Origin of the sequence: Nonomuraea zeae, from assembly GCF_005889725.1 — a bacterium.
GTDB classification, from domain to species: domain Bacteria; phylum Actinomycetota; class Actinomycetes; order Streptosporangiales; family Streptosporangiaceae; genus Nonomuraea; species Nonomuraea zeae.
The window spans coordinates 1-25001 of record NZ_VCKX01000006.1; the positions used below are offsets into that span (position 1 = coordinate 1).

A 25001-nucleotide genomic window follows, 5' to 3' on the forward strand; every position below is an offset into this window, starting at 1 on the left:
ATCTGGTAGTACTGGCCCGTCCCGGCGTTGTCAGGGCTGCTCCCGCCCTCCCCGGCACCACCCGGATCAGGCTGCCCTCAGCTCCACCTCCCTGCTGCGACAGGGTCAGCGGTGAAGGTCTTTCACCTCCACTCGACTCACCGCGCCTCACGGCGCACTCACGACCTCCGCCATACTCACGCCACGATCCTCATCGCGGGCGGCAAGCCACTGAAGATGGTCGCCGAGCGCCTCGGCCACGCCGACCCCGCCATCACTCTCCGGGTCTACGCTCATGTCATGCCCGGTAATCAGCGAGAGGCCGCCGACTGGTTCGCGGCCCTGGTCGAGAGCGCGTAACCCTCGTGCTCAGGCCCACAAGTATCAGCGGAGTATCACGGCTCGTTCTGGAGGCAGAAATGAAAAAGCCCCGAGCCTGTGACCTGCACATTCTCAGGGCCTTCGTGGTGTCCGAGGGGCGAGCACCACCGGCCGCACATGGCCCAGCGTTATCCCCAGCCCCCTACACCGGATCCACATCGCCTAGCGTGGTCCCACCTGCCCGCCCGGACGAGCAATCGACCGGGCGCTGTCACCTCTCTGTCGCCAAACTATCGCGGAACAGTTCGTACGGAGCGCCGACACTGGATGTTGGATGAAGAGCGCCGGACGCGCTGGACACTCAGTTGAGTGACACTTGCAATCAACGCGGCGTGAGTTGCTGAGCTACAGCTTCGAGCCATCGAGCTAGATCACTGACCTTGGTGCCCCGTAACAGTACGCCTACCTCAGCGTGAGCGGAGGTGCCTCCCGGGGTGAGGTTTGCCGAGCCTATGTACGCGATGTTGCTGTCGGCCATGACCACCTTAAAATGAATGCCCAAACCATTTTCATCCCAGGAACGGACAAAGAGCCGTTCAATGGCAGGGCCGGCAGCCTCCCGCAAGACGGCTACCGCTTCCACGTTGTAATCCGAACGATAAGGTGAAGTGAATGAGAGCCCCCGCGTGACCACGAGAGCAGAGCCTCCAGATTTCAGTAATACTTTCACATGGGGGGCGAGTACTTCGATGAATGACGCGTGCAGATATGGCGCGGCGATCACTAAGCGTCGCCGGGCTTGCCCGGCGACGTCGCGTATCGTTGGCCCGGTGTCGAGAGGGATGCCAGGACCTCCATGGTCGCGGGTCATCTCTCCAAGAGTCGCTTTGAAGAAGGTGGGCACAGTCAGGACGAGGTCCCAGCTCTCCTTTACGGCCATCGCGGTCATGGCATGTGCCTGAGCTAAGAGGAGGGGCGCCGTGCGGGTAACTTGCCCCCCACGGTCGAGAACGCCCGCGTGGATCAGCGCGGGTAGAACTAGACGGCGATCTGTCACCGCGCTGCCGATGAGCTCGACAATCTCACAACCGGTGCCTGCGGCGGCCGCGAAGTTGGTTGCGGCCGCCGCGATATCGTCCGGCTCTTGGGCCTGGAGATAGAGAGCTACGAGTGGTCTTAGCGGCTCCAGTACCCGTGCCACCGCTGTACATCCTCGCGATCTGCATAGACTGAGCCGTCAAGCGGAGGGAGTGTTCCGAACAGGAGGTTGCGGTCGAGGACGGTGTTGAACCGGGTGCAAGCGACCTCTGAGATGTGGAGGCAGGCGGCACATGCTCCGCCGAAGTCTCGTCGGCATGGGGGATCGAATACGCATCGCTTTTCTGCATCTAGCTCACGCAACGCATCTTCTAGATCGAACCGGTAGACGTGCTCTAGTCCCCCGAGTGTGAATTCGCTTCGCGTATTGGCGTAGATAAGGAAAGCGCAGTTGGTGGGGAAAAGGTACTCGGCGAGCGAGTCGACGTTGAGTCCGCATCTGGAGGCGAGAGCTTTCATGGTGCGGTGAGCTATCGAATGAACGAGCCCTAGAACCGCTTCTGTGATGGAGTTGTCGGGAGTGCTGAAGGCGTCAGCCACCGGGGTGGAGAACCTATAGAGCCACTTCTGGGCATCCCTCTGTGTACTAACGACGGGATCGTCGATGACACCCGAATTCGCAAGCCATTGGATCACCTTAAGCTTGTCAAGTTGAAAGAGAAGCCCTTCGGTCTCGGTGCGCACACCGTACATGGGGAACTTACTGTCGCGGCCAGCGGGAAAGAACCGGAACCGTGCTGTGGTTTCAGTGCCGCGACGTGTAGTGGACACAGCTCTTCCACTGATACGTGTGTATCCGGCCACGATGTATGCGATGGGCAGTTCTCGTAGCAGCGTGACGTCGGCGAACCCATAGTGGAGGAAGAGTTCGCGGTATCGCTGATAGATCGGCTCCAGCGGGGTTCCCGCGTCTCCGTCGAGGAGATTCTGGACCGTCAATGGGGCGGCATCCCATGCCAGCCCCAGTTGGCGACACTCTTCGCCGAACGCCTCGATGGTTTCACCATCTCTGCCAAGGGCATCGATTTCGGCAGCCCAAGCAGGTGCGTCGCCTGTTCGCTGTTTCGCTTTTGCGAGGAGTTGTTCGTACAGGTGGTCGCCTGGCTTGAGTCCCAGGGTGGCCGCCATCTCCCGTGCCTGTCGCAGAGCGCCGTCAGCTAGGGAGGATCCGGCAGCCAGGCTCAGCCCTTCCGCGCCACGTGGCAGGATACTAAGGCTCTGTGCTACGGCTGCCGCATACACCCGCTCATGCGCTAGGGCGGCATAGCCGCTTCGCGTGGGAGGGTTGATCACAGTGATCTGCTGTGGGTAGTAAGCCGAGGTCTGCGGCACGCGCATCACCTGTGGGCGGCCGGAACGGCAAGTGGTGCACCACCGCGTGATTGGTTGCTCGGGGCGTTGCCGACACCGAGTGCAGGTCCAGTACCACCGAGATATCTGTAGATCCCGCGTGTTGTGCAGCCGCATTGGCGCGCGGCAGCCGGAGTCGCATCGGGGTGCGGTGATCTCCGCAAGGTGGCCGCACTCGTGGACTTCGCCCCAGGAGAACTGCTCCATCGGCCCATGCTGCCCCAAGGGGCAGGCCGGTACCGGGTCTCCGATATGGACCTTCTGGAAGGCGCGGCAGTGGCGACACAGGAAGGTGTTGGGGAAGCGACTGGCTTTGAGATCCTCGGCCTTGACCAGGTTGAACTGTCGCCGATCGATGACGTCCAGTTCAGCCTTGGCTCCTGGGCCGGAGGCGTTGGCAGCGGCGAAGGGGAGGAGTAGGCGGCGAAGCTGCGGGGCGACCCAGCCCTCAGGGACATCGAGGGCTGTAACCTGGCGCGGAGGTTCACCGATGACAGATTCTCTTGATGACCAGTTGTAAGGCTGCCCCGGCATGTAGCGCCAGAGCGCTCCAATGTTGCTGCGATTGAGCTTGTCGAAGGCCATGACGAAGTTCTTCCTCGTAGGCGGGAAAGGACGGCGAAGCGGACGGACTGTCCGCGTGGCTATACGTCGCCGTAGATAGTCAGAGGCTCTTCGATGTCACGAAGAGACCGAGGCACAGACGGATGCAGCAGCTCAGGTATCCGTTTGCCGCTCTCCGCGCGTAGCGGGAGGCCGGTGAGCTGATCCGCGACCCAAGCGTCGATTGCCTCTCGATGCATCCGGTGGTAGACGCTCGTGTCGCTGATGTAGAAGCCTCGACGTAGCAGGGTGACGAGCATGTCCTGTTTGATCTCACCACTGTTTACTGCGTCGCGGAACGCAGTCGAGTCCGCGAGAGAGCGGCGCCGCCGGCCTCCAGTGATCCATTTTCGATCGAGCACTTGCAGGAGCCAGGCCATGAGCCCGCCGGGCAGAACGCGCTTGAGTACGGGCACGGACTGGCGGTTCACCGGTACTTTATGAACCAGTCGATCCAGGTAACGGACCCATTCCGGGTAATAGCGGTAGACGCTGGCGTCCCTGTCCCTGCTCGGATTGATCACGTTAACCACAAGGCCGGGGTGGCTTCGTCCCACGCGGGCGGAAGCCTGGATGATCTCGGAAGCTTGGGTCGGCGTGCCCATGACCGCCATAACACCGAGCCTAGCCACATCGAAGCCGTGACCGATAGCCTTCGTTGCTGTGATGATCTTTACTCGGCGAGAGTCATCCTTTGGCGGACTAAGCAGTCGGGAAACGGCAGAGCGTACGGTCCCCGAATCGGCGTCCCCGTTGATGATTACGAGGTTGTCCTCGCTGTTGAGGAGTTCACGGACCGCATGGTCACGGGTGAAGCTGGTCAGGTCTTCGTTGCGAAGGCAGTACGCGACGAGCACTTCGTATAGATCTTCGCCCGCGATCCGAGCGGCTTCGACGACGTCGCCATCCTCGGGGTCGAGCCCAGCCTCTGCGACCACAGCCCTAGGGCAATCGCGAAGGTCCTTTACCCAGCGAGCGTGAACAACCGCTACCTCACGGGTAGCAGTGACCATGGTGCTCGCTCGCGACCGCACGCCGAGATAACGACGCAAGGGATCGCCGACCCGAGTTGTCGACCAGAAAGTCTCACCGGGTTCTGGGCCGTTTACCGGGAAGCGGTGCGCTTCTCTCTCGTAGAGATGGCGTACCTGGTCGTGATATCCCTCAATTGTCGCGGTCGCGCCGACGATCTGAAAGGGCTCGTTCTTAAGATGCTCGCTGATCGTTTGTAGTAGAGACTCGTACATGCCATCGAGCGCGCCGAGGCTTTCATCGAGCAGGTGGAGTTCGTCTGCGATCTCCAGGCGTATGTGGCCAAAACCCGTTGGTACGGGATGCCGTTCTTCCTTGCAACCGAACACTGAACACCAAGTGGGGTTGGCCGAATAGCCATGCTTAGGGCAGCGGGAATGTGCGCGCCCGAGGAGAATTTGGAACGCCTGGTTTTGCCCGAGCTGGGCAAGCTTGTCTACGGTTCCAACCAGTACGGACGGGGCGCGTCGGTAAATATCGTCGTCGACGCCCCATACCGGCAGTACTCCAGCCAGCCGGCAGGACACGTTGTTGCATATATGTCGCATGGTGTGACTTGAGTCATCCCACTTGACATCGACATGCTTGCCACACAGTGGGCAGTCGCTCAGGACGCGGCATGCTTCCGCTGTTTCAGGTGCTCTTGGGTCGGGGCCGCTGAAAGTGCCCCCAGGTTTGTAGAGCTTGTTGGGGGTGTTGCCTCCCCCGACGAAGTAGCCAATGCCGAAAGCTGCTGTGCCGGAGATGCGAGGGTCATCCTGACGGACCAGTTCGGCGTTGAAAACCATCTTCGCGAAGCGTTCGGTCTGCTGCATGGCGAGCAGTCGTAGCGGGAACCGGGCCCACACCTGTGCACCGGCGGTGACTCCTGTGTAACGCCCATAGAAGAGTGTTACCAGCATGAGCCCGAGATAGGCCTCTGACTTTCCGCCACCGGTCTGGAACCAGACGATGTTTACCTTGGGGTACTTCCTGGGTGCAACCATCCCAGGAAGGCAACCGACGATCCAGGCGATCTGGAACGGTCGCCAAGCTGAATATTCGTCCTGCGCGGCGGCTTTGATCACTTTGTTTGCCGCGATGAAGGCGTCACGGACGTGCGGGTCGGAGCGTAGTGCCTCCAGGCCGGTCCGTATCCATTCGACTTCTTCTCGCGCGGCACGTGAATCTCGTTCGGCTTCTTCTCGCGCGTGGGTATCCCATCCCCTCGTTGTCTGCAATATATCGAGGGCGGTCTCCCCCCAGTGATCGCTAACCCAGATTTCGAGCATCTCTACAAGCTTGGAGATAGTGCCTACCGGATCCTTGATCAGCGAGTCAAAGGACGTGTCGATCGGAGCTTCTCCACCGTGCTGGTCCTTAGAGGTCTCGCGAGGATAAGCGCGCCATGTTGGTTCTTCTGCGGCGAACTCGGTCCTCAGTGTCGTTCGTCCTGCTTCGGTCTGGCAGGTAACGGGGGACGCATGTCCGAATGCGGGAACGGTTCGCTCATAGCGGTGGGACTGGGCGACCTGCTCCAGCTCATATGGCTCGATATGGGTATCGGCCCATGCTGTCAGCGTCACCTCACAGAGGCGGGTGTCCAGATACGCCTCGTCATAAGGGCGGACGCCGTCGATCAGCTGCTCCTTGGGAGCGGGACTGGTGTTTACCACCGCGACGAATACCTCAAAGAAACCGTCGATCGGTGTGACATCGATTTCGATAGCCGCTCGATGTTCGGGCGGCGTTATGTCTGCCGGATGAACGAGACAGCGCGCACTGTAGGCAGCCCAGGTTCGTTCGTTGATGAGGTCGTGGTCACGGGGCAACCCCGCATCTGTGACACCTGGACGGCGCTGTCGGAATAGCAGGGGGGTATGGGCTGCGGTGGCGGAACGCAGCGCGGCCGTGATCTCGGCCTCACCCACGCGCGTTGACCTTGCCCCATCTGAAGAAAGCGGGACAGTTATCTGAACAGGACCCATTGCGGCCTTTGTCCAGATCCGGGCTATTTTGTAGCCGCTCGTGTGGCCGTTTCTAGATCCTACGCTACTAGTCTGTGAGCTCCCTGCCGAGAGCGTTGGTTGCAGCCCGGTCTCGACGACTGCGACTTCGGAGCCCGAAATGGAGTCCGCATCGGCCGCGTCGCGCTGTTCGGCGAGAGTCGGGTGCAGGGCCAGGTAGACCGCCGCGCTCACCTGGACGGTCAAGCTGTCGGGAAGGCGTCGCACGCGAAAGGAAAAACCCTGGGCGGGAGGGGTTATCTGGAGCCCGCGGAAGCCCGCGTTGGTTTCGGCGATCAGCTTAGGTTCGCTGGCGAGCATGCCAAGCCACAGTTGCTTGTGTGGCTGGTCCAGCAAGCGAGTGCCTGCTGGGATGGATACCCCAACGGCTTGATCGATGATGCGCCGGGAGAGACAGCCCAGTAGGGCGTCGTAACACTGATCAGACGTCATGGCCGCTGAGGGGCCGTGAGGGAATGCAGACACGACAAAGCTCCTGGTTTGCAGAAACAAGGCGTGACGCCGGTGGGCACGTCCGGGGTATCCCTCGCGTGACCTGCTGAAATAGATAAAAGTGAGAGCTGTGTGCTTACTGTGCGTCCTGTGCTACTTCACACGATAGCTCGTTCACGGTGAGTTCGTTCCCTGCTTGTGTGAATTCACTTGGGCCTACCCCGGTTATCGGTCACCATCGAACTGAATGCCGAGGTCACGGCGACGCCGACGGCGATGCCTGAGGCGCCCGGGCTCGGATCGCCTCAGCGTGCGCCATCTTGTATGACCAGGCTGGTGGTTGGGTTCGATGCCCGGGTCGCCAAAACTTCCAATACCGCCTTCCAGCAAGATGGGCAAGGCCTGTCATCGCCCGGCTTGTCATGTGCCGCGTCCGGCGACGAGCAGGCTGCGGCCAGTCAGGACGAGTTTGTTCGCTTCCTGGCTCTTCCGTCAGATCTGCACCGACAGCCGTAGAGGCTGCTCCAGACCCATGGCCCAACACCGTGATCAGGCAGTCGGGTAGCAGGGTTAGCGCCGTGATCAGTGGGTCGCTTGCGCACATGCTCTCGGTCAGCAAGTTCGCCGCCTCGCCAGCGCCCAGCGCAGGACCGCCCGTAGAGTCAGGCTGCGCCGCGACGTTCCCGTCCGCATCGCCGGCCACAGCCGCAGGCACGTGGTCTTCCGCCTTGCCCCCAGCGCTGGCTCTGACAACCAGCCTGGAGCAGCGCTTCCAAGCTAACCACCGCCCAACGCCGGTCCGGGGTGGCCTTGCCCGCCCCATCCCCGGTCGACGCCCTTTTCGACGAACCTGTCACCCGCGCCGCTTCAAGGTCCCGCTCTGCCCCCGATCCGCCGTCATGTACAAACCGCGAACCGGGCACGTTTGGGCCTATATGCCTTGAAAGCGGCCGTCTTCTGCCTGGGGAGGCCGGTTTTCGCCGAGGAATCGGCACGAGGTCTGGTTATGAGTACAAGGTTGTGGAGACAGAACAGGCGATCTTGAATCGGGGCTGTGGCGTGAGAGTGGGCAGGTCTGGACCTGCCCACTCTCACGGGTGATGCCGAACGATAGCCAGGAAGTCAATGCCAAGGACTCCATGGTTGTGGTGTTCGTGCATGGGCGATCAACTATCTATGAGGTCGCTAAGATCGAGGGCCGGTTGATCTGAGAGCGCGGTCTCGGGCAAAGGCTGATGGCGCACCGTTGCCTGCACTGCCTGTCGGACCTTCGCTTCGAAGTGCTCTGGAGGGTCGAGGTTAACGGGGAGCCTCTCCGCCCACACTCTGCCGGGATGAAGGGTGTCCCATGGGGAACGTGCCTGATCGGCTCGGCCGCGTCCAGGGTCGTTGTTGCCGAAGCCGTCCAAAACCCTATTCCAGATGGGCGCGTAGCGCTGGAGCAGACCATACTCGCCGAGCGGAATCCAGATGTCCTTCACCCGCAGGTAGCGGACTCGGAAGTCTCGGACCCGCAACGTGGAAGCAGCCGCCTCGATCGAGCGCATGTGCTTCCTGATCCGGTCGCTCAAGGTCTTGTCTTTGGCGTTCTTCAGATTGCCGTGGCGGCTTCCGCTGGCGGCTGCCTTCCCTACGTAGATCGGTACAGCTTCTGGGCCGACATCCAGGTTTCCGGGCCGGGCGTTGCGCCGGCACATCTCGCCGAGTGAGGCGTAGAGCTCGAAGTCGCCCACATAGTAGAGGGCGTAGAGGCCAGGACCCGTGAAGGGCGCAGGTGGAAGGAGATGGACGCGTTCACGCTCCAGAGCGTCCGCGACGCTCTGGGCTAAGTTCTTCTCGTCTAGGGGGTTGTACGGCTCATAGCCACCGAAGGCGTTGCCCATGTCTTAGAGGCTATGGGGTTGCTCTGACAATTCCGGACGTGTCGCGACAGTGTCAGGTCTCCACTGCTCAATCTTCGTCATCAGCGCCTTCATCCATGACGTCACCTCCGGCGAAGTGTTGGGGCCCTTGGGTGACGGCGACAGTGCCATCGTCACCTCGTCGCCACCACATCAGTGCGCTCTCGTAGGCGGCCAGCTCCGGGTAGAGGATCATGTAGCCAGGAAGGGCGGTCGCCTGCCACTGTCCGGGCAATGTCTCCACAAGGCGTGCCACGAGGTCCTGCACGGTGGCAATCTCGTCGAGAACTGAGATGACCGTGTCCTTGTAGATCTTGGTCGCGCCCTTCTTCTTCTGTTCGAACCGGAAGGTGAACGGAAGAAGAGCCTTGGCCTCCTTCAACAGAGCTGCAGCGGTGTAGTCGCCGGGCGTGATCTCGAATGGGAAGTTCAGGTTGATTGGATAGTGCGCGTCAAAGTGCGCAGCCTTCACCATGCTCTGGTCCCGCTTGCGCCCAGGATCCTTGTTGCCGAAGCCGTTCGAGTTCCAGGGGATATCCCCACTGTGCTGGTACTTCTTGATCAGGAGCTTCTCGGGTGCGGCTGCGTCCAAGTCCTCGTCGACGTACACGGCCACGAACGACATGTCGTCGAGGTCAATGTTGGTTCGACCTGAAATCTTCCTCAGGTGCTGGCTCAGGCGGTCCGGCAGCGATCGAGCGGCCTTGCCGACATACACTCGCTGACCTTGCAGAAACAGCTCATACACGCCAGGGCGAGCATTGAGCACCGCAAGGTTGGCTGCTGTAAGGGGGGCCGGGCTCAATGGCGCGAGTGTCGCGCCAAGCTGATCGGTCAGGGCCTTGGTGATGCTCAGCTTGAACTCCGCGCTGGCTGCCAGGATCATCGTGGCCCCCACTCAACTCGCCCATTGATCAGGCAAGAGTCTCCCAGAGCAACCTTCCGGATGAGGTCTTGTTGCCGGATCATCGGTGCTTGATCCTAGTGTCGCGGCACGATCCTGCACAAACGCTCTAGTCCGGGCGTTCGGTTGGTCCAAATCCGGTCGCGAATACAGTTGAAGATCAACAATTCCGCGGTACACTTTCGCTATGGCTGAGCAGCGGGAAGAACTAGACATAGACCGCACCGGCGTTGAGCTGTTCGCCGGCGGCGGTGGCCTGGCGATGGCGGTCCAGCGTGCTGGCTTCCGGCCACTGCTGTTCAACGAGGTCGCTAAGCGAGCCTGCGAGACCCTCGCGCTTAACGGCGAGAAGCCGCTCCCCGTAGATGTCGAGGCGGAAGAGGCGAAGGCGGACGAAGCCGAGAAGGGCGGCTACCTTTGGATCCCTGGACCAGGTGAGCGGCCGCCGCTTGCCATTGGGGACATCAAGATGATCAAGTTCTCCTACTTGGAGGGCAAGGTGGACGTCCTCGCTGGCGGCCCGCCGTGCCAGCCCTTCAGTCTGGGCGGAGTGGCCAAGGGCGATGAAGACAAGCGGAACATGTTCCCTGAGATGTTCCGAGCCATTCGGGAGATGAAGCCCAAGGCAGTCATCTGTGAGAATGTCCGTGGCCTGCTACGCCCCTCGTTTAAGCCGTACTTCGAATACATCTTGCGCGAGTTGGAACTTCCCTTCGAGAAGCGTGACAACAATGTGCTGTGGCAGGAGCACGACGCGGTCTTGCGAGGAAAACTCGCTGATGGAACCACGGATCCAAGTCGGCGGTACCAAGTCGTCGTGACCCAAGTAAACGCGGCAGATTACGGCGTCCCGCAAATCCGGCACCGCATCATTATCGTGGCCTTCCGGGCGGACCTTAACGTCGATCTGGAGGCGTTTCAGCGGCGGGTGCAGCCCACCCACTCTGAGGCCGCGCTCTACAGATCGATGGTCGATGGGACGTACTGGGAGCGACACAAAGTTCCTGAAGACGTCCGTAAGAGAGTTATGGCCCGCGTGCCCAGTTCGCCCTCTACGGCCGATGATCTCCAACCGTGGCGGACTCTGCGGGACGCGATCCGAGGTATTGACGAGAACGAAGGCAAGCCGCTCCCACCTATACCGGCCAAGTATCTGGACCGAGAAGAACGGAACCTTGGTGGGGTAACCGATCACATTGGCTGGCCTGGCGCGCGGATCTACCCCGGTCACACCCCCAACGAGCTCGACCGCCCAGCGAAAACAGTCAAAGCCGGCGTGCACGGGGTCCCCGGCGGGGAGTCGGTGATGATCCTCGACGACGGCACTCATCGGTATATGACCGTACGCGAAACTGCGCGAGTTATGACCTTTCCTGACACCTGGCGGCTTGAGGGCCCCCGCGGTGAGCAGATGCGGCAGCTAGGTAACGCGGTGCCGGTGCGCCTCGGAGAGATCTTCGCTAAGGCGGTGGCTGAAACGCTGCGTGAGGCTGAGGGGAGCATATGACCTCTGGTGAGGGGCGCTGGAAGGACAAACCGCCTCCTATGCGAGCCTGGAAGGGGCGTGCCCGAACCCGTCAAGGACGCTCCGCAGAGCAAGATCGTGCCGCTGGTGGTCACGAACTCCGATATGTCGAGCTTGGTGACGGGCGCCGGGCGTGTGCCTCTATTGAGCTCAAGGTATATGCCAAGACTCGGCGTATCCGCGCCTACCTTCGCTGGTCGGATAAGGGGAAGTCGCCCGCTGTCTATGTGGGGGAAGTCGATTGCGATACCCGCGCCGAGAATCTAGCCGCCGCATGGCAGGCTGTGAAAGATAAAGGATTGCTTGGAGCGCCGTCTTCGTCGCCAATAGAGGCTTCGTGGGCGTCAACCCCCGCCGTTCGTCAAGTGATGAAGGGCAATCGGAGCCGTGACACCGTGCCGGAGCGTCGGCTGCGCTCCGCTATACACGCCCTTGGCTTGCGTTACCGTGTCGCCCGCCGACCGGTCGCTGAATTGCGTCGCACTGCCGACTTGGTGTTCAGCAAGGCCAAGGTCGCGGTGTTCGTCGACGGCTGCTACTGGCATGGTTGCCCTGAAGCTACGCATTATCGGCCGTCCCAGAAAAATTCGGACTTCTGGCGCCAGAAGATCACTACAAACCAGCAGCGCGATCGCGAAACCAGCCGGTTGCTCTGCGAGGCTGGCTGGACAGTGATCCGCGTATGGGAGCACGAAGACGTATACGCTGCGGCCGCGCGTATAGCCGAGGTGGTACGGGGAGCTTCGTACCAACCGGTGTCTCGCTCGCCGGTGCGATAGTGAGCCAATCGCGGCTGACAGCCGCCCGCACAGAACACTGGTGATGAGCTGATGCAACTGGAACCGTGATTCCGGTGCGGGATACACGAAGGAGTACGACGTCAGTCTCTCCCACGCGATCTGTCCGGAGAACAAGGGGAAGCTCAGCTATCTTGTGATCGCGGCGATCGATATGTCGGTCGGCGTAGGGTGTGCGGGTGATCCACGGTGAGCCTGGCAAGGCGATCTTGGAGGCGGCGGTCGCCGACGTCTGGCTGGCGGTTCTCGAATTCGATGACGTGCGAGCCTGGCTGGAACGAGCCCGCTGGCAGCCGATGGAGCCGTTGGCCGCCGAGGTCTGGGTGACCGATCCGGCCTTCCGGCATGTCCTGCTGGTCAAGCACCGCTGGCGTGGATGGGTACCGCCAGGCGGCAAGGTGGAGCCGGGAGAGACGCCGCGCGCCGCTGCGGCACGTGAGCTCGCTGAGGAGACCGGACTGCGAGCCGAGCTGCTGCCCGTGCCTGCGGCCGCTTGCGTCAGGTCCTATCGTGCCGATTGGTCGCCGACGCTGGGCCTGTCGTACGCCGCGATCGTCGACCGCGACGTGCCGCTGGGCGGTGAGCACGGACAGCCGGCGCGGTGGTTCGGTCTCAATGAAGAGTGGGAGTCCGTCTTCCCTGAGGACCATCACCGTATCCAGGCGTACGTGCGCTGGCTGGCGGCCGAGGATCCGATCAGGACGCGCTGAGTGCTGCGACACTGCGGCACAGTCAGATCCCTCGGTCGATCTCGGCGAGGACGCCACCGGTCAGGAGTACGAATCGCAGGTCATGCAGGAAGCGCGCCCAAACCGGTTCCGGCCCGGGGCCGTACTGTGAACTCGGCCTCGCTGATCCGACCGGCGGCATATGCGGCGTTGCGTTGGGCGTACTGCTGAAGCTGGCTGAGATGTGCCCACCGGCGCGATCCCTACTGGGGCTGTCGCCCGCTCGAACACCAGGATGCCGGCCGGCGAGGAGATCAGCACCCCGACGCTGGTGTGGTCGCATCGCTTCTTACCAGGAGTGGAGCGGGACGGGGTGGTCACGGTGTCTCCCTGGGCCGTTGGGCTACCACGACGAGCCAGCTCGTCACGGTCGGAGTGCCGGGCGTGGTCAGGGCGTATGCCTTGTCCAGGATTTCCATACGCTGCTCATGGGTGAAGTCACCGTCGGGCCGCGCGAACACCGGGATGGAGAGCCACGCCTTCTGCTCCTCCATGGTGCTGTGCTGGGCGGTGACTTCGGTGTCCACCACGGTCAGACCGGCTGAGACCAGGTGCTCAAGGGCGGTTTCCAGTGGGAGTTTGAGGGTGTCAGGGGCAGGGCGCTGGGAGTAGCCGTAGTCGCGGGCGGCGACCTGTTGAATCAGCCTGTTGAGCGAGGGACGGGCGCGTACGGTCCTCTTATCGGGGTAGGTGACCCCGGCGAAGCCTCCGCCGATGTTGAACACGAAGCGACCGCTGGGCCGCAAGACACGGTGGACGGCTGCGAACACGGCAGGGACGTCGGTCTTCCAGATCGCGGAGTTGCACACCACGGCGTCGGCCGGACCTGAGACGTGGTCAGCCAGATCCTCGGCTGGGGCGTTGATCCAGAACAGGCGCGGGTCGGTCAGCGTACGGCGGCCGACGCGTTGCATGGCTGCGGCGGTGTCCAAGGAGATGACTCGGGCCTGGGGCGGGGCCAGGGCGAGAATGGCCTCGGCGGTTGCGCCCGCTCCGCCACACAGGTCGACCACCAGCCGGCTGGCGGTGAGATTGGCGCGACGGGCGAGATCTCGGCTGGTGGTGCTGTACATGGGGAAGTCGCGGGTGAAGGCGGCGTATGCCTCGGCCGTGGTGTCCTCGTCCCAACCGAGGATGGCGTCAGGGGGTGCCAATGCGTGCCTCACTTCAGGATTGGGCGATTGAACGCTGTAGCCAAGAGCTGGGTCAGAATAGGGAAGCCTGGACCGCAGTGTCGGGAGAGGTGAACGGGCCCAGGATTATGCGGCAGCCCTTGAGTTTGCCGAGGTCGAGCAGATAGCCGATGTCGTCGCCCTGCTCCAGGAGGGCCAGGACCTGGGAGCCCAGGAAGGAGACGGGGGTGAAGCCGTGCTCGCCCTCACGCAGGTCATGTGGGTACAGCACCCGCGTGCCGTCGGCGGTGCGGAGGCGTTCACCCTCGGCCGGTGGCGTCCATGCCTCCATCACCATTGGGGCGTCGAGCACGTCGGCCGCGCGGGCGATGGTCTGCTGGTGGGCGGCGTGAGCGGTGGACAGGTCGGCCAGGTCCGCCAGGGCTTGAAGCTTGGCTGTGGCCCGCACGGTTTGATGGACCTGTAGACGGCTCGCGAGAGTGTCCTCGAGGTGGCGCACAGAGCGGCCGTCGGGACTCTTGATCAGGTAAGTAGCCCACAGAGCGCCTTGTTCGTCCAGGCGGGAGCGTTTGCGCGGCTCGGCCGCGGTCCCGACCTTGGTGGTGCCATCGGCGAAGGTGGCCATGTACAGCCAGTGTGGCTGGGCCATGTACCGGCGAAGGGCATCGGGGGCGTGGCCACCCTGGTGGACCTGGTGGGCGAAGCGGAAGTCGTCCTGACCCGCGCACGCGGCGCACTGGCCGCTCTGCGTGGCCCTTGCGCGATGAGGGCAGGCGAGGGCCTCAACGCGGACCGTGTCAGCGAACCGGTATCGACCGGTGCACCATCGGCCGGTACTCATCACCTGGAAGCCGAGCCGTTGTTTCATGATCTCGGCGTAGATCAGCGGCCCGTCGGGCAGAGGGGCGAGCAGCAGCCGGGGATCACCGGTCGTCCAGGTGACGCCATGGCAAACGTACTCGCCGTCGGGTGGAGGCACTGGCATGTGCGTTTCCTCGTGATGGGGTGCGGGTCAGAGGGAAAGCCGTAGGCGATCGACGAGGGCATCAGCCGCGATCTTGAAGACGTCGTCGCGGTCCACGTCGGTGACGTCCAGGGACAGCCATCCGCCATGCTGCGCATGTTCGTCCAGCTGGTTGAGGACGGTGTCCTGGTAGCGGATGAAGTCCTTGTCGCCGGCGCCAAGGTGGCCGGCTTCCAGGGAGGTGAACTCGCCCTTGCGGCGCAGGGCTTCGCGGGCGCCGAGGCGCAGGAAGATCACAAGATCGGGTTCGGTGAGGTGAGCGAAGACATGTTCGGCGAGTCGGGTCGAGACGTTCGGGCTGACCGCGTATCGGGCGAGGATCTTGTGGTGGGCGTTGTCGAGGACAACGTGAGTGCCGGCGGCAAGGGCAGGCCGAATCACGAGCTTCTCCTGAAGCGTGTACCAGGCGGCCAGCGCCATCAGCCAGTAGTGCTCACCGCAAGCCTGAGCGACGCGCGCGTCGCGGCGGTAGACGAGCTCGTTCAGCCGGTCGAGGTAGGCGGACAGTTCCGCGTCCATGGGGACGTCGGTGGTGTGCTTGCCGACCAGGATCGCCTTGTGTCCGGCGTCCACGAGGGCCTGGTGCAAGCGCGTCGCGAGGGTGGTTTTGCCTGCTCCGTCGATTCCGGTGACGGTGATCTCCCGGCCGTGAACGGGATTGGTGGGGCGTGCTGCGGCCGTCATGATTGTCGTTCTCCGTGGCTGTTCAGATCGGCCAGACGGCTCGCGATGATGTCGCGGATCCGGCCGACGAGGATGGCGCGCCGCCGTACGACCTCGTGGTGACGCTCATTGGACAGGTCCGCCGGGTAGCGGCGGGCGAGATTGTTGGAAATGACGTGGAGGTAGCCGAAACCGATTCCCGCTCGGTGCGCGGCGGCCCCCATGCAGCCGATCTCCGGGTCGACGAAGGCGTGCTCGGCGTGCTTGGCCAGCCACTCGCGATTTTCCAGCAGGATCGACGGCGAGGTCACATGGACACCCGTGCGTACGCCGGGCTGAGCTGCGGCGAAATCGCCGAAGAAGTCGTCCCACTTGATGAGGGAGCTGTCGACAAGGCTCTCGTTGCCGGTGGCGAGTAGCGTGTTGGGTTCGACCTCGGGCACCAGAGCGCCCACCTTGCCGACGTAGACGACGTCCCGGGCGCCGAGTTCGGCGAGCCGGGCCACGACTTGGCCGGCGACGTCTCCCCAGATGCTGTGCTGGAAGCCGAGGTAGACCACCCGGCGGCCGTGCATCGTCGCGCGCTGCCACGCGTAGCCCGCGCGGCGCCTCCAGACTCCGCTGTCCGGGGCGAGGTGTTCCAGCGCCCAGCCGACGATGACGAGGTCACCTTCCAGGGCAAGGTGGAGCCGGTCGACCGCCGCGCGGCGTAGTGCTGGGTCTGGGAGCTGGTAGGTGACTGTCTCGGAGCTGCGGCCGGTCATCGCGAGATAGGTGGCGATGATCAGGGCGTAGTGGTGGACGTAGTCGATGCCGGGGAACGCCTTGACCACCAGCTCGCGGCCGTGGACTTCGGCGGTTGGCCGCTCCCAGTTGAACAGCTTGCCGGTCTTCTCGTGAAGGGAGACGACGGCCTGGCGATCGTAGCTCCCGATGAGGTGGATGTTCTTCCAGGACCGTTCCTGGATGAGGTGGTGGACCTTGATCTCCAGGTAGCGCAGCAGGCTTTCCGCGCCCATCGTGTGAGTGTCCGCTGTGATCGGTGCCGCGGGCAGCACGACGTCGGCGCCCCTGGTGAGCAAGGAGCCGGGCATGAGGCTCATGGGCGAACCTGTCCAATCCGAACGTTGCTGCCAGCTGCCTTGCGCACCACGGCGATGTTCTGGCGGATCAGGCGGAACCGGGTATCGGGGATCGGGCCGAGGTCTTCGATGCGCGGGGTTTTCGGCTTCTCGTACGGGCCGTCGGGCAGCATGGCGATGCCCATCGCGCCGAGGATGACCGGGGCCGCGCCGTCTACGGAAGCGATCCATTCATGCTCGCGCTGCTGCACCAGCTCCAGGTGCCCGGTCCTGCCGAGGCCGAGTAGCCGGTAGACGATCCGCTGCTCGACCAGGCCGCGCTCCTCCAGGTAGCGGGTGGCCGTCCATCGGGTACGGCACAGTTCCTCTTCGGGGGCCGGGTGCCGGGAAGCGGGCAGCGCGATCGCGCCGACGTAGCCGCTGGACACGAAGTGGTCGTAGCAGCGCAGCCACTCATCGTCGTCCGCGCCGTGCACCACGGCGCACAGCCGGAACTCCTCGCTCAGGTCCCGGATCTCGTGCGCGGCCTGCTCGCTGGCCTTGATCGTCGCGGGGCCGTCCCGCATGACATCCGGGAGGATGATCTCGCGGGCGTCGACCGCGTGGGCCGCCGCGATCAGGTCCGGAGTCGGCAGGGCGTGGCCGAGGTCGAAGACCCCGTTGTCGACGATGATCTCCGCGCCCCGCGCGGCCTCACGACGGAAGAACGCCTGATAGGCGCGATCGGACAGGACCCGCTGGGCTGCCACATGGTGCACGCGGGCCGGCTCCTGAGAGACGAAGGCTTCCAGATAGTCGGGCGGGGCGATGACGGAGAATTCGATGCTCTTGGCCATCACGCCGTCCCCCACTGATGAGTGGCCAGGGTGAGGAACTGCTGGGAGAGCACGGGATCGTCCTGAAACCGGCCGCGTGCCTGCAGGGTGGTGGTGCGGGCAGCCTCCAACCGCACCCCCCGCATGCTCATGCACAGATGCACGCCGCGGACAGAGACAGCGACATCCCCACTGCCAATCACAGCGCAGATCTCCTCGGCGACCTGCCGGGTGAAGCGCTCCTGCACCTGCAGGCGACCGGCGTGCCGCTGTGCGATCCGCCCGAACTTCGACAGGCCTACCACCTCGCCATCAGGCACGTATCCGGCGGCCACCTCCAAGTGCATGGGCAGCAGGTGGTGCTCACAGAGCGACCACACGCTCATGCCGCCGACCACGACCAGTTGCTCGCTCAGGTGGGTCTCCGCGAAGCACATGACCGACGCCGAGGTGTCCGACGTCAGAAACGAACCCCACCAGGCCGCGACTCGGGCAGGCGTGTCCGCCAAGCCCTCCCGCCGGGGGTCCTCACCCAATGCGGCCAGGAGTTGGCCGATCAGGTCGGCGACCCGCCCGGTATCGATCGGGCCCGGGACCGGCAGACTGGTCTGCGGTGGAGGCAGAACCATGCTCTGGCTGTACACGGCGTTCGTCACGAACGTCGCCTCACTTTCGAAGGCTGGGGGAAAGGGGGTCATCGTCCGCGGGTCTCGGCGAACGCCAGGACGTGCAGACGTGGGGTGAAGTGCCATCGGCGGGCCGCGACGGCGTCCGCGAGCAGGCGCGTGGTCTCGATGAGACCCTCTGCCGTGGTGCCCTCCGGCATCACGTACACCGGGGCCAGGCCGTGCCGGTCCACGATGGCGCTGATCTCATCGAGCTCCGCCACCATGCGTGTGACGAACTTGAACGTCGCCCGCCCGCTGTCCGCGAACGCCTTCAGCGCGCTGGACACGATCCGCTTGTCCTCGGCGACGCCGGAGTTGCCGAGTTTGGGAGACACGTTGAAGCGCACCCCGTCGACCAGCAGCGCCGAGTTCGGAGCCAGGGTGCCGTTCGTCTCGAACTCGACCTGCTTGCCTCCCGCGAGCAGGCCCTGCACCAGAGGGATCAGCGCCAGCTGTTGGATCAGCGGCTCGCCGCCGGTGATGACGACCAGCTCGACCGGCGACGCGAGTGCCCAGGCGAGCAGATCCGCTACGGTTCGCCGCGTCGACTCCTTGCGCGGGTCGAACTGGTTCCAATCCCACGTGTACTTGGTGTCGCACCAGTCGCACGTGAGGTTGCACCGAGATAGCCGGATGAAGAGGGCCGGCACGCCGCTGCTTCGGCCTTCGCCCTGGAAGGTCGGCTTGGAGACGCCGAAGCACTCCGCGATGAGCAGCCGGAATGCCGCATCGCTGACGGGGGCTACCGCGTCTGTGCCCGTCATCGCTGCTCCACGTCGAAGCGAGCCCAGCTGCGCTGGGTCTCGCGGACCCGGACAGTGACCAGTTGGCCTGGAATGTTCGGCTCGATGTTCTGGATGAACCATCCGGCCAGGTACTGAGCCAGGCGCTCTGAGGTCGGCTCGAAGGGCAGGAGCTCGTGCAGGTTGTGGTGGTCGAGCTCGGCATCCAGGAACTTCTTGAAGGGTGAGAGGTCTCCGAAATCGGTGACGAAGCCGGGACCTGACAGTGCCTGCGCGGTGAGGATCACCTCGACCTGATAGCTGTGACCGTGCTGCTGAGAGCACTTGTGCCCCGGCGGGAGGCCAGGCAGCCGGTGTCCCGCCTCGAAGTCGAACACCTTGCCGATGCTGAGCCTCCCGGACGGGAGCAGTACGGAACGGTCCATGGACCCTCCTTGGTCGATTTCCGACACGCGCGTCCCTAAGCGGATGCCGGACTGTACGAGCTGCATGGCCTGTATGTCGGGCGCCAGTGCGACAGCGATCACGACTGGACAGACTTCTTGCTCGTGATGGGCAATTGGTCGGTCGAGGCTGCCGGCGGGCGGCTGGGTGGCTCAGCCGCGTCGTCCCTTCTCTTTGGGGAAGGGCGTCCGCCGCGGCGCAGATGCTCGGAGCGGTGTGCTTCGGCGAGAGCGATGTAGACGCGGAGGGCCTGGCGGTGGAGGCCGCGCGCTGTCTCCTCATGGCCTCCGTCTCCGTCCGGCCGTAGTACAAGCGATTGCCCGCCCTCGGACGCCAGTTCGTAGGCCCCACAGCAGGATGTGCAGCTGATGCGGAGGACAGCGCCTCTGGGCGTGTACGCCTCCCACCTGAGGTTGGCTGGCGTGAACGTCGGCTCAGCCGCGCGTGCACGATCGCCTTGGCCAGGGACGTCCCTGCACGCTGTTTCGTCGGCGTCGGGCGCCAAGATCGATATCTCCTTGAGGACCGGCTGATGGCGCAGACCGGAGGGCCGCCTCACAGCAAGATCCGCCACCTGCCTCCTCGCTGTCGCGTCAGCGCCGGTTTCGGCCTCACGGGTCAGCACGGGCTCCTCCTTGGTGACAGGGACGTTCTGATGGCGCAGGCCGACCGAGACAACCGCTCGGCCTGCGCCGAAGGCGCGATACGGCGGGGACGACTACACCGGGCAGCTCACGCTCGGCGTGGCAGGACCGCGTGTTGTGGCGGCTGCCACGCTGGGCTCAGCCGTTCCGGGGACGCTGGCCAGGTCCGTCCTCCGGAGCGCGGTACGGAGAGGGCCACGTACGAACAGCAGTCGTGCGCCAGTCGCTTTGAGCTGTTCCCGCCGCCGAGCGGCCACCTGCTTCCCGCCCAGGTGATGGGCGGAGGGCAGAACCACCCCGTAGGCGCCCGACAGGGGCAGGACGTCCAGCAGGCCGGCGAATGCCGGGGCAACCACCGACACGGTTCCTTGATCGGTGAAGATTCCGCAGAGCCGCAATTCGTGCTGGTCGCAGTATTGGGCGAGGGCCACCGTGAGCGCTGCCTGTCGCTCGGGAGTCGAGCGGTGTAGCCGCAGGTACCCGTAGACGATCGGGCGATCCACATCGTGTTGTTCGGTGAGCGTCCACAAGGCAGCCGTCCTTACCGTGGTCGGGGTTCTTGGCCCGCTCTTCGAGCATGGCCAGCGCCGACCCGGCTGGAAACGACCTGCTGTCGCACTTCCGTTGCACTTCAGTAGTCCCTCGATGGCTCTGCGTGCTTCCATGGCCGTGGAAGGGAGCAGCGACGTGACGAGCGTGCATGAGTGGACCGGCCTCGAAGCCCGTGCGCTTCGTCTTGCCCTGCGGATGAGCGTGCGGGTGTTCGCCCAGCACCTCGGAGTGGCTCCCCGCACTGTGGCGAAGTGGGACCATCTCGGCCACGCGACCCGGCCCCGCCCTGACACCCAGGCCATCTTGGACACCGCGCTCGCCCGCGCGGACTCGGCGGCCCACCTGCGGTTCGAGACCCAACTCCTGGAACTTGCCCAGAACACCGACCAAGGCCTACGAGTCACGCGCGTGGGCCCACGGGCCTGGGATTACGAGACGTGGACCGACGACCTCGACCGCAGTGTGGTCGCCCTCAGTCGCCAGAGCTTCAGCTACGCCAGAGACCTGTTGAACCGATGGCTCACCCGCTACGATCCCCACGCTCTCGATGACAAGGGCCTGTACCTGTTCGCCCGATCGACCACGCTGCTCGGCGACCTCCAACGCGACCAAGGCGCAGTGGCCGGCCCTCTGTCAGCTCGCCGCTCCTACCTCAGCGCGCGCTCGATCTATTGCCAGCTCGACATCCCCCGCCGCATCGCCCAGCTCGACCTGTCGCTGGCGGTCGTCGCCGAGATGTCGGGCCGGTTGGACGAGGCCGCCAAGGAGTACGAGTCGCTGGCGGTAGACGACCGGCTCTCCCCACGCGACCGGACACGAGCCCGGCTGTGGGTCGGGACCACCTTGAGCAAGAACGACAAGAACGACTACGCGGCCCGCCTGATGACGACCGCCATCCGCGAGTTCGAGAGCCTCGGGGAGCCCGAGGACTGGTCCGTCGCGCACCAGAAACTCGCTCTGGCCCACCGCGGCTCCGGGAACCTCTCGGAGGCGCTACGCCTGATCGACCTCGCCCGCGCCACCGCCGTCACCGACGTCCCCATGCAACGAGTACGGCTGGAGACGGCTTACGGGCACATCCTGCTTTCCGACCGGGCCACCGTGGATGATGGGCTGGTGATCCTCGATCGTGCCGCGCGCGCGGCCGCAAAGCATGGGCTCGCGCACCAACTGCGCAGCATCGAGGGCATCCAGCGGTCCATGCAGGGGAGAACCACCGTTCTTCTCTCCCACGGCGATCAGGGAGCAGCCGAGTGAGCGTCAAACACCAGGTCATCACCGACGAGCAGTGGCGACACGCGCGCGCGATCTGGGACTACCACCAGATGCACCACGACCTGCGCCGGTGCGATGTGGCCATCGGTCTGGGCAGCCACGACCTCGGCGTCGCGCGCGCGGCGGTCGAGCTGTACCGCGCCGGGTGGTTCCCGCTGCTGGTGTTCTCCGGCGCCACCAGCCCCACGACCGCGGGCCGATTCCCTCGTGGCGAGGCCGTCCACTATCGCGAGCACGCGCTCGAACTCGGCGTACCGGATGAAGCGATCCTTCTGGAATCGAACGCCACCAACACCGGCCAGAACATCGCACTGTCCCGTCAGGTGCTGGCCGACGCGGGCATCCAACCCGGTTCGGTCCTCTTGGTCTCCAAGCCGTACATGGAGCGCCGGGCGTACGCCACGGCGCGGAAGGTGTGGCCGGACGTCGAGGTGGTGTGTGCCTCCGAGCCGCTGGAGCTGGACGACTACGTCAGCTCGATCGGCGATCCGAAACTGGTCATCGACATGCTCGTCGGCGACCTCCAGCGCGTGATCGAGTACCCCAAGCTCGGCTACGCCATCGAGCAGCTCGTCCCAGGAGAGGTACATGACGCCTACCAGGCTCTTCTCCGCGCCGGATTCGACAGCAGGCTCTTGTCGTCCTGAATCGCCGTACGGCGAGGTGTGCGCGATCCACCAGCCCAACCTCTTCCCCCGGCTGGCCACCTTGGCCAAGTTGTTCACCGCCGACTACTGGATCGTCCTGGACGACGTGCAGTTCGCCCGCAGGGACTACCAGCACCGGGCACGTCTCACCTCGTTCGACGGCTCGCGGGAGCCTCAGTGGCTCTCCATCGCCACCCACCTGCCGCACGGTCGCTCAACTTCCATCCGTGGAGCGAGGTTGGCCGATCCGATCCGTTGCCGCCGGCGCGTTGCCCAGTTGCTCGCCGACCACTATGGGCACAGCGCTCACTGGCAGGCGTTCAAGAGGCGGCTGGAACCGTTGCTCGCCGAATTCGAGAGAACGGACCGGCTGGCGGACGTAACGGAGTTGTCCACGCGTCTGCTGCTTGAGGAGGTCGGGTGGCCGGGGCAAATCCTGCACAGCAGCGATCTGCTCGCGCGGGGTGAACGATCGCAGAGGCTGGCCGATCTCGCGTGGCTGACCGGCGCGACGACCTATCTGTGCGGGACCGGAGGCATGCGATACCTGGACCCGACCGCGTTCCGTGTCCATTCGATCGAGGTCCTCCCCTTCCAGGCCCCCACATCGGGTGTTTGGGCATCCGCTAGGGAAGTGAGCGCCGTACACGCCCTGATGCTCGTCGGGCCGTATGCCTTGAGGCGGGAACTGGAGGTTCTGCGCGGACGCGTTCAGAACAACGGTAGTGATCGTTTCAGGGACGTACGCTCGACATCATGAGGCGCCATGTCGAAGTGCACGTGACCGCTGACAGCCGTGAAGAGGCTGAGCGCATCGTCAACTCGGTGGTTGTGAGCCGCGTGGCAGCAGGCGCCCAGATCAGCGGTCCAATCACTTCCACCTACTGGTGGAAGGGCGAGATCCAGCGCAATGACGAGTACTTGATCCTCATGAAGACCACGATGGACCGACTCGATGATCTCATCGTGGTTGTCAGGGAGGCCCACTCTTACGAGACGCCGGAGATCGTAGCCGTCCCCATCGAGGGTGGCCTCGCCGGCTACCTGAACTGGATCACAGAGGAGACGGCTGCTTCCCCGAAGGGCGAGTAGCGGCGTACTCGGTGCGGAACTCTGTCGCGATCTGAGACCGTGAGGGCTTGAGTTCCGCGGCGACGTTGTCGAGACGCTCCCAGCCGAGCGGGAAGCCCATCGCCGTGGTGGCGTCGAGGGCGGATCGCGCGCAGGCGACCGCCTCGGTGACGTCTCCGAGGCGGTAATGCGCGAGTGCCATCTCGGCTTTGACGACGCACAACTTCTTGATCTCAGTGGTCGGCTCGAGGTGAAGCGCGATCTCGTCCATGGCGGCGACGGAATCTTCATGTCGTCTGAGCCGTGAGTAGACGGTCAGCGTCATGGACGCGAAGCGCCCCGGATCGAGGAAGCACGTCCATGGACGGGCGTTTATGTCCGCGCCCGCGTAGACGTCCCCCGCTTCGCGGATCGAGCGCAACGCGTCACGGTGTTCCCCAAGGAGTGCACTCTCCTCAGCATGGCGGGCCAGCAACCATGCTCGTGTCGCGGGGTCACCCGCGCCGATCCGGTCGAGCCCCCACTGAACGAGTCGGGTGCTCCGAGCGCCGTCTCCACCCGTCATGTACGAGCGGTACCCGGCCATGCAGGCAGCGACGGAGTGATCCTTCGCGTGTCGTGCAGCCGCGTTGGCCAGGCGGATGTGGGAGGCCGTCATTTGCTCGTCCCCCAACTCCCAGGCGAACCATGCGGCCAGGATGGCGCTCTCCCCGGCCACTACCGCCAGGCGATCCCGGTGGTCATCCGGAAGGCCACCTTCCAACAAGGTGCTCACCTCGTTCAAATGGCTGATCAGCGCCGGGTAGAGGGACTTGGCGGGGATGTGCTCTTCGATGCGATGGAAGCCTCGTGTCCGGTCTTCAAGATGAGCGATGGTCGCATCGTCCGGCCGGTGGTCTCCAGCCAGAGCCCGCATGAGGCGTTGGGCAGGGTCGAGCGCAGCGCCCGCGGTGGCGGCCGCCGCCAGTTGCAGGATGGTTCGGCGATCTACGCGCAGGTTGAGCCTCCCTACCGTCCAAGCCAGGGCCATGTGGTCGCTGGGCAGACCGGATGGCGATTCCGTCTCAGGTTCAGGGTTCTGAGCCCATACACGTCGGTAGAGCTCGGCGTACACCGGGCCGGGCTGGTGAGCGCCTGCCTCATGGAAGCGGACCTCCCGGATGATCGAGCTTCGGCTCGGCAGAGTGGCGCGTGTCCTCGGGTCAGCAGCGAGCTCGAGCTGCCGTGCCAGTTCGTTCTGAGTCCAGCACCGGCGGAGGCGCTTCGCGCGGATGTCCTCCACCCAGTCTGGCCTAGCGCCATTTTCGCTCATTCTGGGATCACCTATGCGCTGGTAACCGAGGTCCTCCTGCAATCTCCTCCAGTCTCTTCCTGACAGCCCCGTTTTCGCAGGTGTTCGCTGTGGGTGACCAAATCGCTACTTACCTGAGAGGCGAGGAGCCGCTGATGCGCCATGAGTCGGGTCAGGAAACGGGCGCAGAGGCGCCCTGCCGCCCACCAACTCCGGAAGGAGCTCCCGCATCCATCTGACGACTTGACCCCTGATGCGGAGTCAGGTCCCCAT

24 protein-coding genes are annotated in these 25001 nt (G+C 64.2%); 9 read left to right on the plus strand and 15 right to left on the minus strand.

Annotated features, from left to right (window positions below):
• Nucleotides 1-111: 111 nt before the first annotated feature.
• A complete protein-coding gene (locus ETD85_RS03185) occupies nt 112-339 on the plus strand; it encodes a tyrosine-type recombinase/integrase (protein ID WP_240778890.1) in 228 nt (75 codons plus the stop codon).
• 343 nt (nt 340-682) lie between these two features.
• Here the strand turns inward: ETD85_RS03185 and ETD85_RS03190 are convergent, their stop codons facing one another.
• Both ETD85_RS03190 and ETD85_RS03195 read right to left on the minus strand, forming a co-directional pair.
• Nucleotides 683-1501 carry a phospholipase D-like domain-containing protein gene (locus ETD85_RS03190; RefSeq protein WP_138688063.1) on the minus strand — a complete coding sequence of 273 codons (819 nt, stop codon included), beginning with the start codon at nt 1499-1501 and terminating at the stop codon, nt 683-685.
• On the minus strand, nt 1477-2526 hold the full coding sequence (locus ETD85_RS03195) for a M15 family metallopeptidase (RefSeq protein ID WP_138688064.1): 1050 nt from the start codon (nt 2524-2526) through the stop codon (nt 1477-1479). The genes ETD85_RS03190 and ETD85_RS03195 overlap by 25 nt, the downstream gene beginning before the upstream one ends.
• A 399-nt stretch (nt 2527-2925) precedes the next feature.
• On the opposite strand from ETD85_RS03195, the gene ETD85_RS03200 reads away from it, so the two are divergent.
• Complete coding sequence (locus ETD85_RS03200; RefSeq protein WP_138688065.1) at nt 2926-3168, plus strand: hypothetical protein; 243 nt, start codon at nt 2926-2928, stop codon at nt 3166-3168.
• 224 nt (nt 3169-3392) lie between these two features.
• On the opposite strand, the gene ETD85_RS03205 is transcribed toward ETD85_RS03200, so the two are convergent.
• The 3 genes from ETD85_RS03205 to ETD85_RS03215 all read right to left on the minus strand — a co-directional run bounded on the left by ETD85_RS03205 (nt 3393) and on the right by ETD85_RS03215 (nt 9608).
• Nucleotides 3393-6689: a P-loop NTPase family protein gene (locus ETD85_RS03205; RefSeq protein ID WP_138688066.1), complete on the minus strand. Its 3297-nt coding sequence runs from the start codon at nt 6687-6689 to the stop codon at nt 3393-3395.
• Nucleotides 6690-7987: 1298 nt separating this feature from the next.
• Complete coding sequence (locus tag ETD85_RS03210; RefSeq protein WP_138688067.1) at nt 7988-8704, minus strand: Eco29kI family restriction endonuclease; 717 nt, start codon at nt 8702-8704, stop codon at nt 7988-7990.
• A gap of 67 nt (nt 8705-8771) precedes the next feature.
• Nucleotides 8772-9608 carry an Eco29kI family restriction endonuclease gene (locus tag ETD85_RS03215; protein ID WP_138688068.1) on the minus strand — a complete coding sequence of 279 codons (837 nt, stop codon included), beginning with the start codon at nt 9606-9608 and terminating at the stop codon, nt 8772-8774.
• A gap of 205 nt (nt 9609-9813) precedes the next feature.
• Between ETD85_RS03215 and ETD85_RS03220 the strand changes: the two genes are divergently transcribed.
• The 3 genes from ETD85_RS03220 to ETD85_RS03230 all read left to right on the plus strand — a co-directional run bounded on the left by ETD85_RS03220 (nt 9814) and on the right by ETD85_RS03230 (nt 12658).
• Nucleotides 9814-11133, plus strand: a complete 1320-nt coding sequence (locus ETD85_RS03220; RefSeq protein ID WP_138688069.1) for a DNA cytosine methyltransferase — start codon at nt 9814-9816, stop codon at nt 11131-11133.
• Between the two features lie 38 nt (nt 11134-11171).
• On the plus strand, nt 11172-11930 hold the full coding sequence (locus ETD85_RS67225; protein ID WP_338087123.1) for a very short patch repair endonuclease: 759 nt from the start codon (nt 11172-11174) through the stop codon (nt 11928-11930).
• 227 nt (nt 11931-12157) lie between these two features.
• Nucleotides 12158-12658, plus strand: coding sequence for an NUDIX hydrolase (locus tag ETD85_RS03230; RefSeq protein WP_138688136.1), 501 nt, complete (start codon nt 12158-12160; stop codon nt 12656-12658).
• A gap of 335 nt (nt 12659-12993) precedes the next feature.
• On the opposite strand, the gene ETD85_RS03240 is transcribed toward ETD85_RS03230, so the two are convergent.
• The 9 genes from ETD85_RS03240 to ETD85_RS03280 form a co-directional block, all read right to left on the minus strand.
• Nucleotides 12994-13830: a class I SAM-dependent methyltransferase gene (locus ETD85_RS03240; RefSeq protein ID WP_138688071.1), complete on the minus strand. Its 837-nt coding sequence runs from the start codon at nt 13828-13830 to the stop codon at nt 12994-12996.
• Nucleotides 13831-13882: 52 nt separating this feature from the next.
• On the minus strand, nt 13883-14794 hold the full coding sequence (locus ETD85_RS03245) for a DUF2797 domain-containing protein (protein WP_138688072.1): 912 nt from the start codon (nt 14792-14794) through the stop codon (nt 13883-13885).
• Nucleotides 14795-14821: 27 nt separating this feature from the next.
• A complete protein-coding gene (locus ETD85_RS03250) occupies nt 14822-15517 on the minus strand; it encodes a dTMP kinase (protein ID WP_138688073.1) in 696 nt (231 codons plus the stop codon).
• Nucleotides 15514-16599 (minus strand): hypothetical protein, encoded by a 1086-nt coding sequence (locus ETD85_RS03255; RefSeq protein WP_138688074.1) that lies wholly within the window; start codon nt 16597-16599, stop codon nt 15514-15516. Before ETD85_RS03255 ends, ETD85_RS03250 begins: the two co-directional genes overlap by 4 nt.
• Complete coding sequence (locus tag ETD85_RS03260; protein ID WP_138688075.1) at nt 16596-17414, minus strand: hypothetical protein; 819 nt, start codon at nt 17412-17414, stop codon at nt 16596-16598. The genes ETD85_RS03255 and ETD85_RS03260 overlap by 4 nt, the downstream gene beginning before the upstream one ends.
• Nucleotides 17414-18049 carry a GTP cyclohydrolase I gene (gene folE, locus ETD85_RS03265; protein WP_240778892.1) on the minus strand — a complete coding sequence of 212 codons (636 nt, stop codon included), beginning with the start codon at nt 18047-18049 and terminating at the stop codon, nt 17414-17416. Before folE ends, ETD85_RS03260 begins: the two co-directional genes overlap by 1 nt.
• Nucleotides 18050-18087: 38 nt before the next feature.
• A complete protein-coding gene (locus ETD85_RS03270) occupies nt 18088-18825 on the minus strand; it encodes a 7-carboxy-7-deazaguanine synthase QueE (protein ID WP_138688076.1) in 738 nt (245 codons plus the stop codon).
• Entirely contained in the window at nt 18822-19229 is a 408-nt protein-coding gene (locus ETD85_RS03275) for a 6-pyruvoyl trahydropterin synthase family protein (RefSeq protein WP_138688077.1), read from the minus strand. The genes ETD85_RS03270 and ETD85_RS03275 overlap by 4 nt, the downstream gene beginning before the upstream one ends.
• A gap of 737 nt (nt 19230-19966) precedes the next feature.
• On the minus strand, nt 19967-20422 hold the full coding sequence (locus tag ETD85_RS03280) for a hypothetical protein (protein WP_206058053.1): 456 nt from the start codon (nt 20420-20422) through the stop codon (nt 19967-19969).
• A 157-nt stretch (nt 20423-20579) separates the two neighbouring features.
• Here ETD85_RS03280 and ETD85_RS03285 point away from each other — a divergent pair, with 157 nt between their 5' ends.
• The 4 genes from ETD85_RS03285 to cutA are packed head-to-tail and all read left to right on the plus strand — an operon-like array spanning nt 20580 to nt 23458.
• Nucleotides 20580-21701, plus strand: a complete 1122-nt coding sequence (locus ETD85_RS03285) for a hypothetical protein (protein WP_138688078.1) — start codon at nt 20580-20582, stop codon at nt 21699-21701.
• The gene (locus ETD85_RS03290; protein WP_240778901.1) at nt 21698-22366 is read left to right on the plus strand and encodes a YdcF family protein; all 669 of its coding nucleotides are present in this window, start codon (nt 21698-21700) and stop codon (nt 22364-22366) included. The genes ETD85_RS03285 and ETD85_RS03290 overlap by 4 nt, the downstream gene beginning before the upstream one ends.
• On the plus strand, nt 22308-23126 hold the full coding sequence (locus tag ETD85_RS03295; protein WP_138688079.1) for a WbqC family protein: 819 nt from the start codon (nt 22308-22310) through the stop codon (nt 23124-23126). The genes ETD85_RS03290 and ETD85_RS03295 overlap by 59 nt, the downstream gene beginning before the upstream one ends.
• Nucleotides 23123-23458, plus strand: coding sequence for a divalent-cation tolerance protein CutA (cutA, locus tag ETD85_RS03300; RefSeq protein ID WP_138688080.1), 336 nt, complete (start codon nt 23123-23125; stop codon nt 23456-23458). The genes ETD85_RS03295 and cutA overlap by 4 nt, the downstream gene beginning before the upstream one ends.
• Here the strand turns inward: cutA and ETD85_RS03305 are convergent.
• Nucleotides 23421-24719 (minus strand): NsdA family TPR-like regulatory protein, encoded by a 1299-nt coding sequence (locus tag ETD85_RS03305; RefSeq protein WP_138688081.1) that lies wholly within the window; start codon nt 24717-24719, stop codon nt 23421-23423. The two genes, cutA and ETD85_RS03305, sit on opposite strands and share 38 nt — an antisense overlap.
• Nucleotides 24720-25001: the final 282 nt, after the last annotated feature.

Excerpts from the sequence above, each read along its gene's own strand:
- ETD85_RS03195 (WP_138688064.1), bottom strand. The coding sequence starts at position 2,526 with ATGGCGGCCACCCTGGGACTCAAGCCAGGCGACCACCTGTACGAACAA.
- ETD85_RS03205 (WP_138688066.1), bottom strand. The coding sequence starts at position 6,689 with ATGCTCGCCAGCGAACCTAAGCTGATCGCCGAAACCAACGCGGGCTTC.
- ETD85_RS03210 (WP_138688067.1), bottom strand. The coding sequence starts at position 8,704 with ATGGGCAACGCCTTCGGTGGCTATGAGCCGTACAACCCCCTAGACGAG.
- ETD85_RS03215 (WP_138688068.1), bottom strand. The coding sequence starts at position 9,608 with ATGATCCTGGCAGCCAGCGCGGAGTTCAAGCTGAGCATCACCAAGGCC.
- ETD85_RS03220 (WP_138688069.1), top strand. The coding sequence starts at position 9,814 with ATGGCTGAGCAGCGGGAAGAACTAGACATAGACCGCACCGGCGTTGAG.
- ETD85_RS67225 (WP_338087123.1), top strand. The coding sequence starts at position 11,172 with ATGCGAGCCTGGAAGGGGCGTGCCCGAACCCGTCAAGGACGCTCCGCA.
- ETD85_RS03245 (WP_138688072.1), bottom strand. The coding sequence starts at position 14,794 with ATGCCAGTGCCTCCACCCGACGGCGAGTACGTTTGCCATGGCGTCACC.
- ETD85_RS03250 (WP_138688073.1), bottom strand. The coding sequence starts at position 15,517 with ATGACGGCCGCAGCACGCCCCACCAATCCCGTTCACGGCCGGGAGATC.
- ETD85_RS03255 (WP_138688074.1), bottom strand. The coding sequence starts at position 16,599 with ATGAGCCTCATGCCCGGCTCCTTGCTCACCAGGGGCGCCGACGTCGTG.
- ETD85_RS03260 (WP_138688075.1), bottom strand. The coding sequence starts at position 17,414 with ATGGCCAAGAGCATCGAATTCTCCGTCATCGCCCCGCCCGACTATCTG.
- ETD85_RS03270 (WP_138688076.1), bottom strand. The coding sequence starts at position 18,825 with ATGACGGGCACAGACGCGGTAGCCCCCGTCAGCGATGCGGCATTCCGG.
- ETD85_RS03275 (WP_138688077.1), bottom strand. The coding sequence starts at position 19,229 with ATGGACCGTTCCGTACTGCTCCCGTCCGGGAGGCTCAGCATCGGCAAG.
- ETD85_RS03295 (WP_138688079.1), top strand. The coding sequence starts at position 22,308 with ATGACGCCTACCAGGCTCTTCTCCGCGCCGGATTCGACAGCAGGCTCT.
- cutA (WP_138688080.1), top strand. The coding sequence starts at position 23,123 with ATGAGGCGCCATGTCGAAGTGCACGTGACCGCTGACAGCCGTGAAGAG.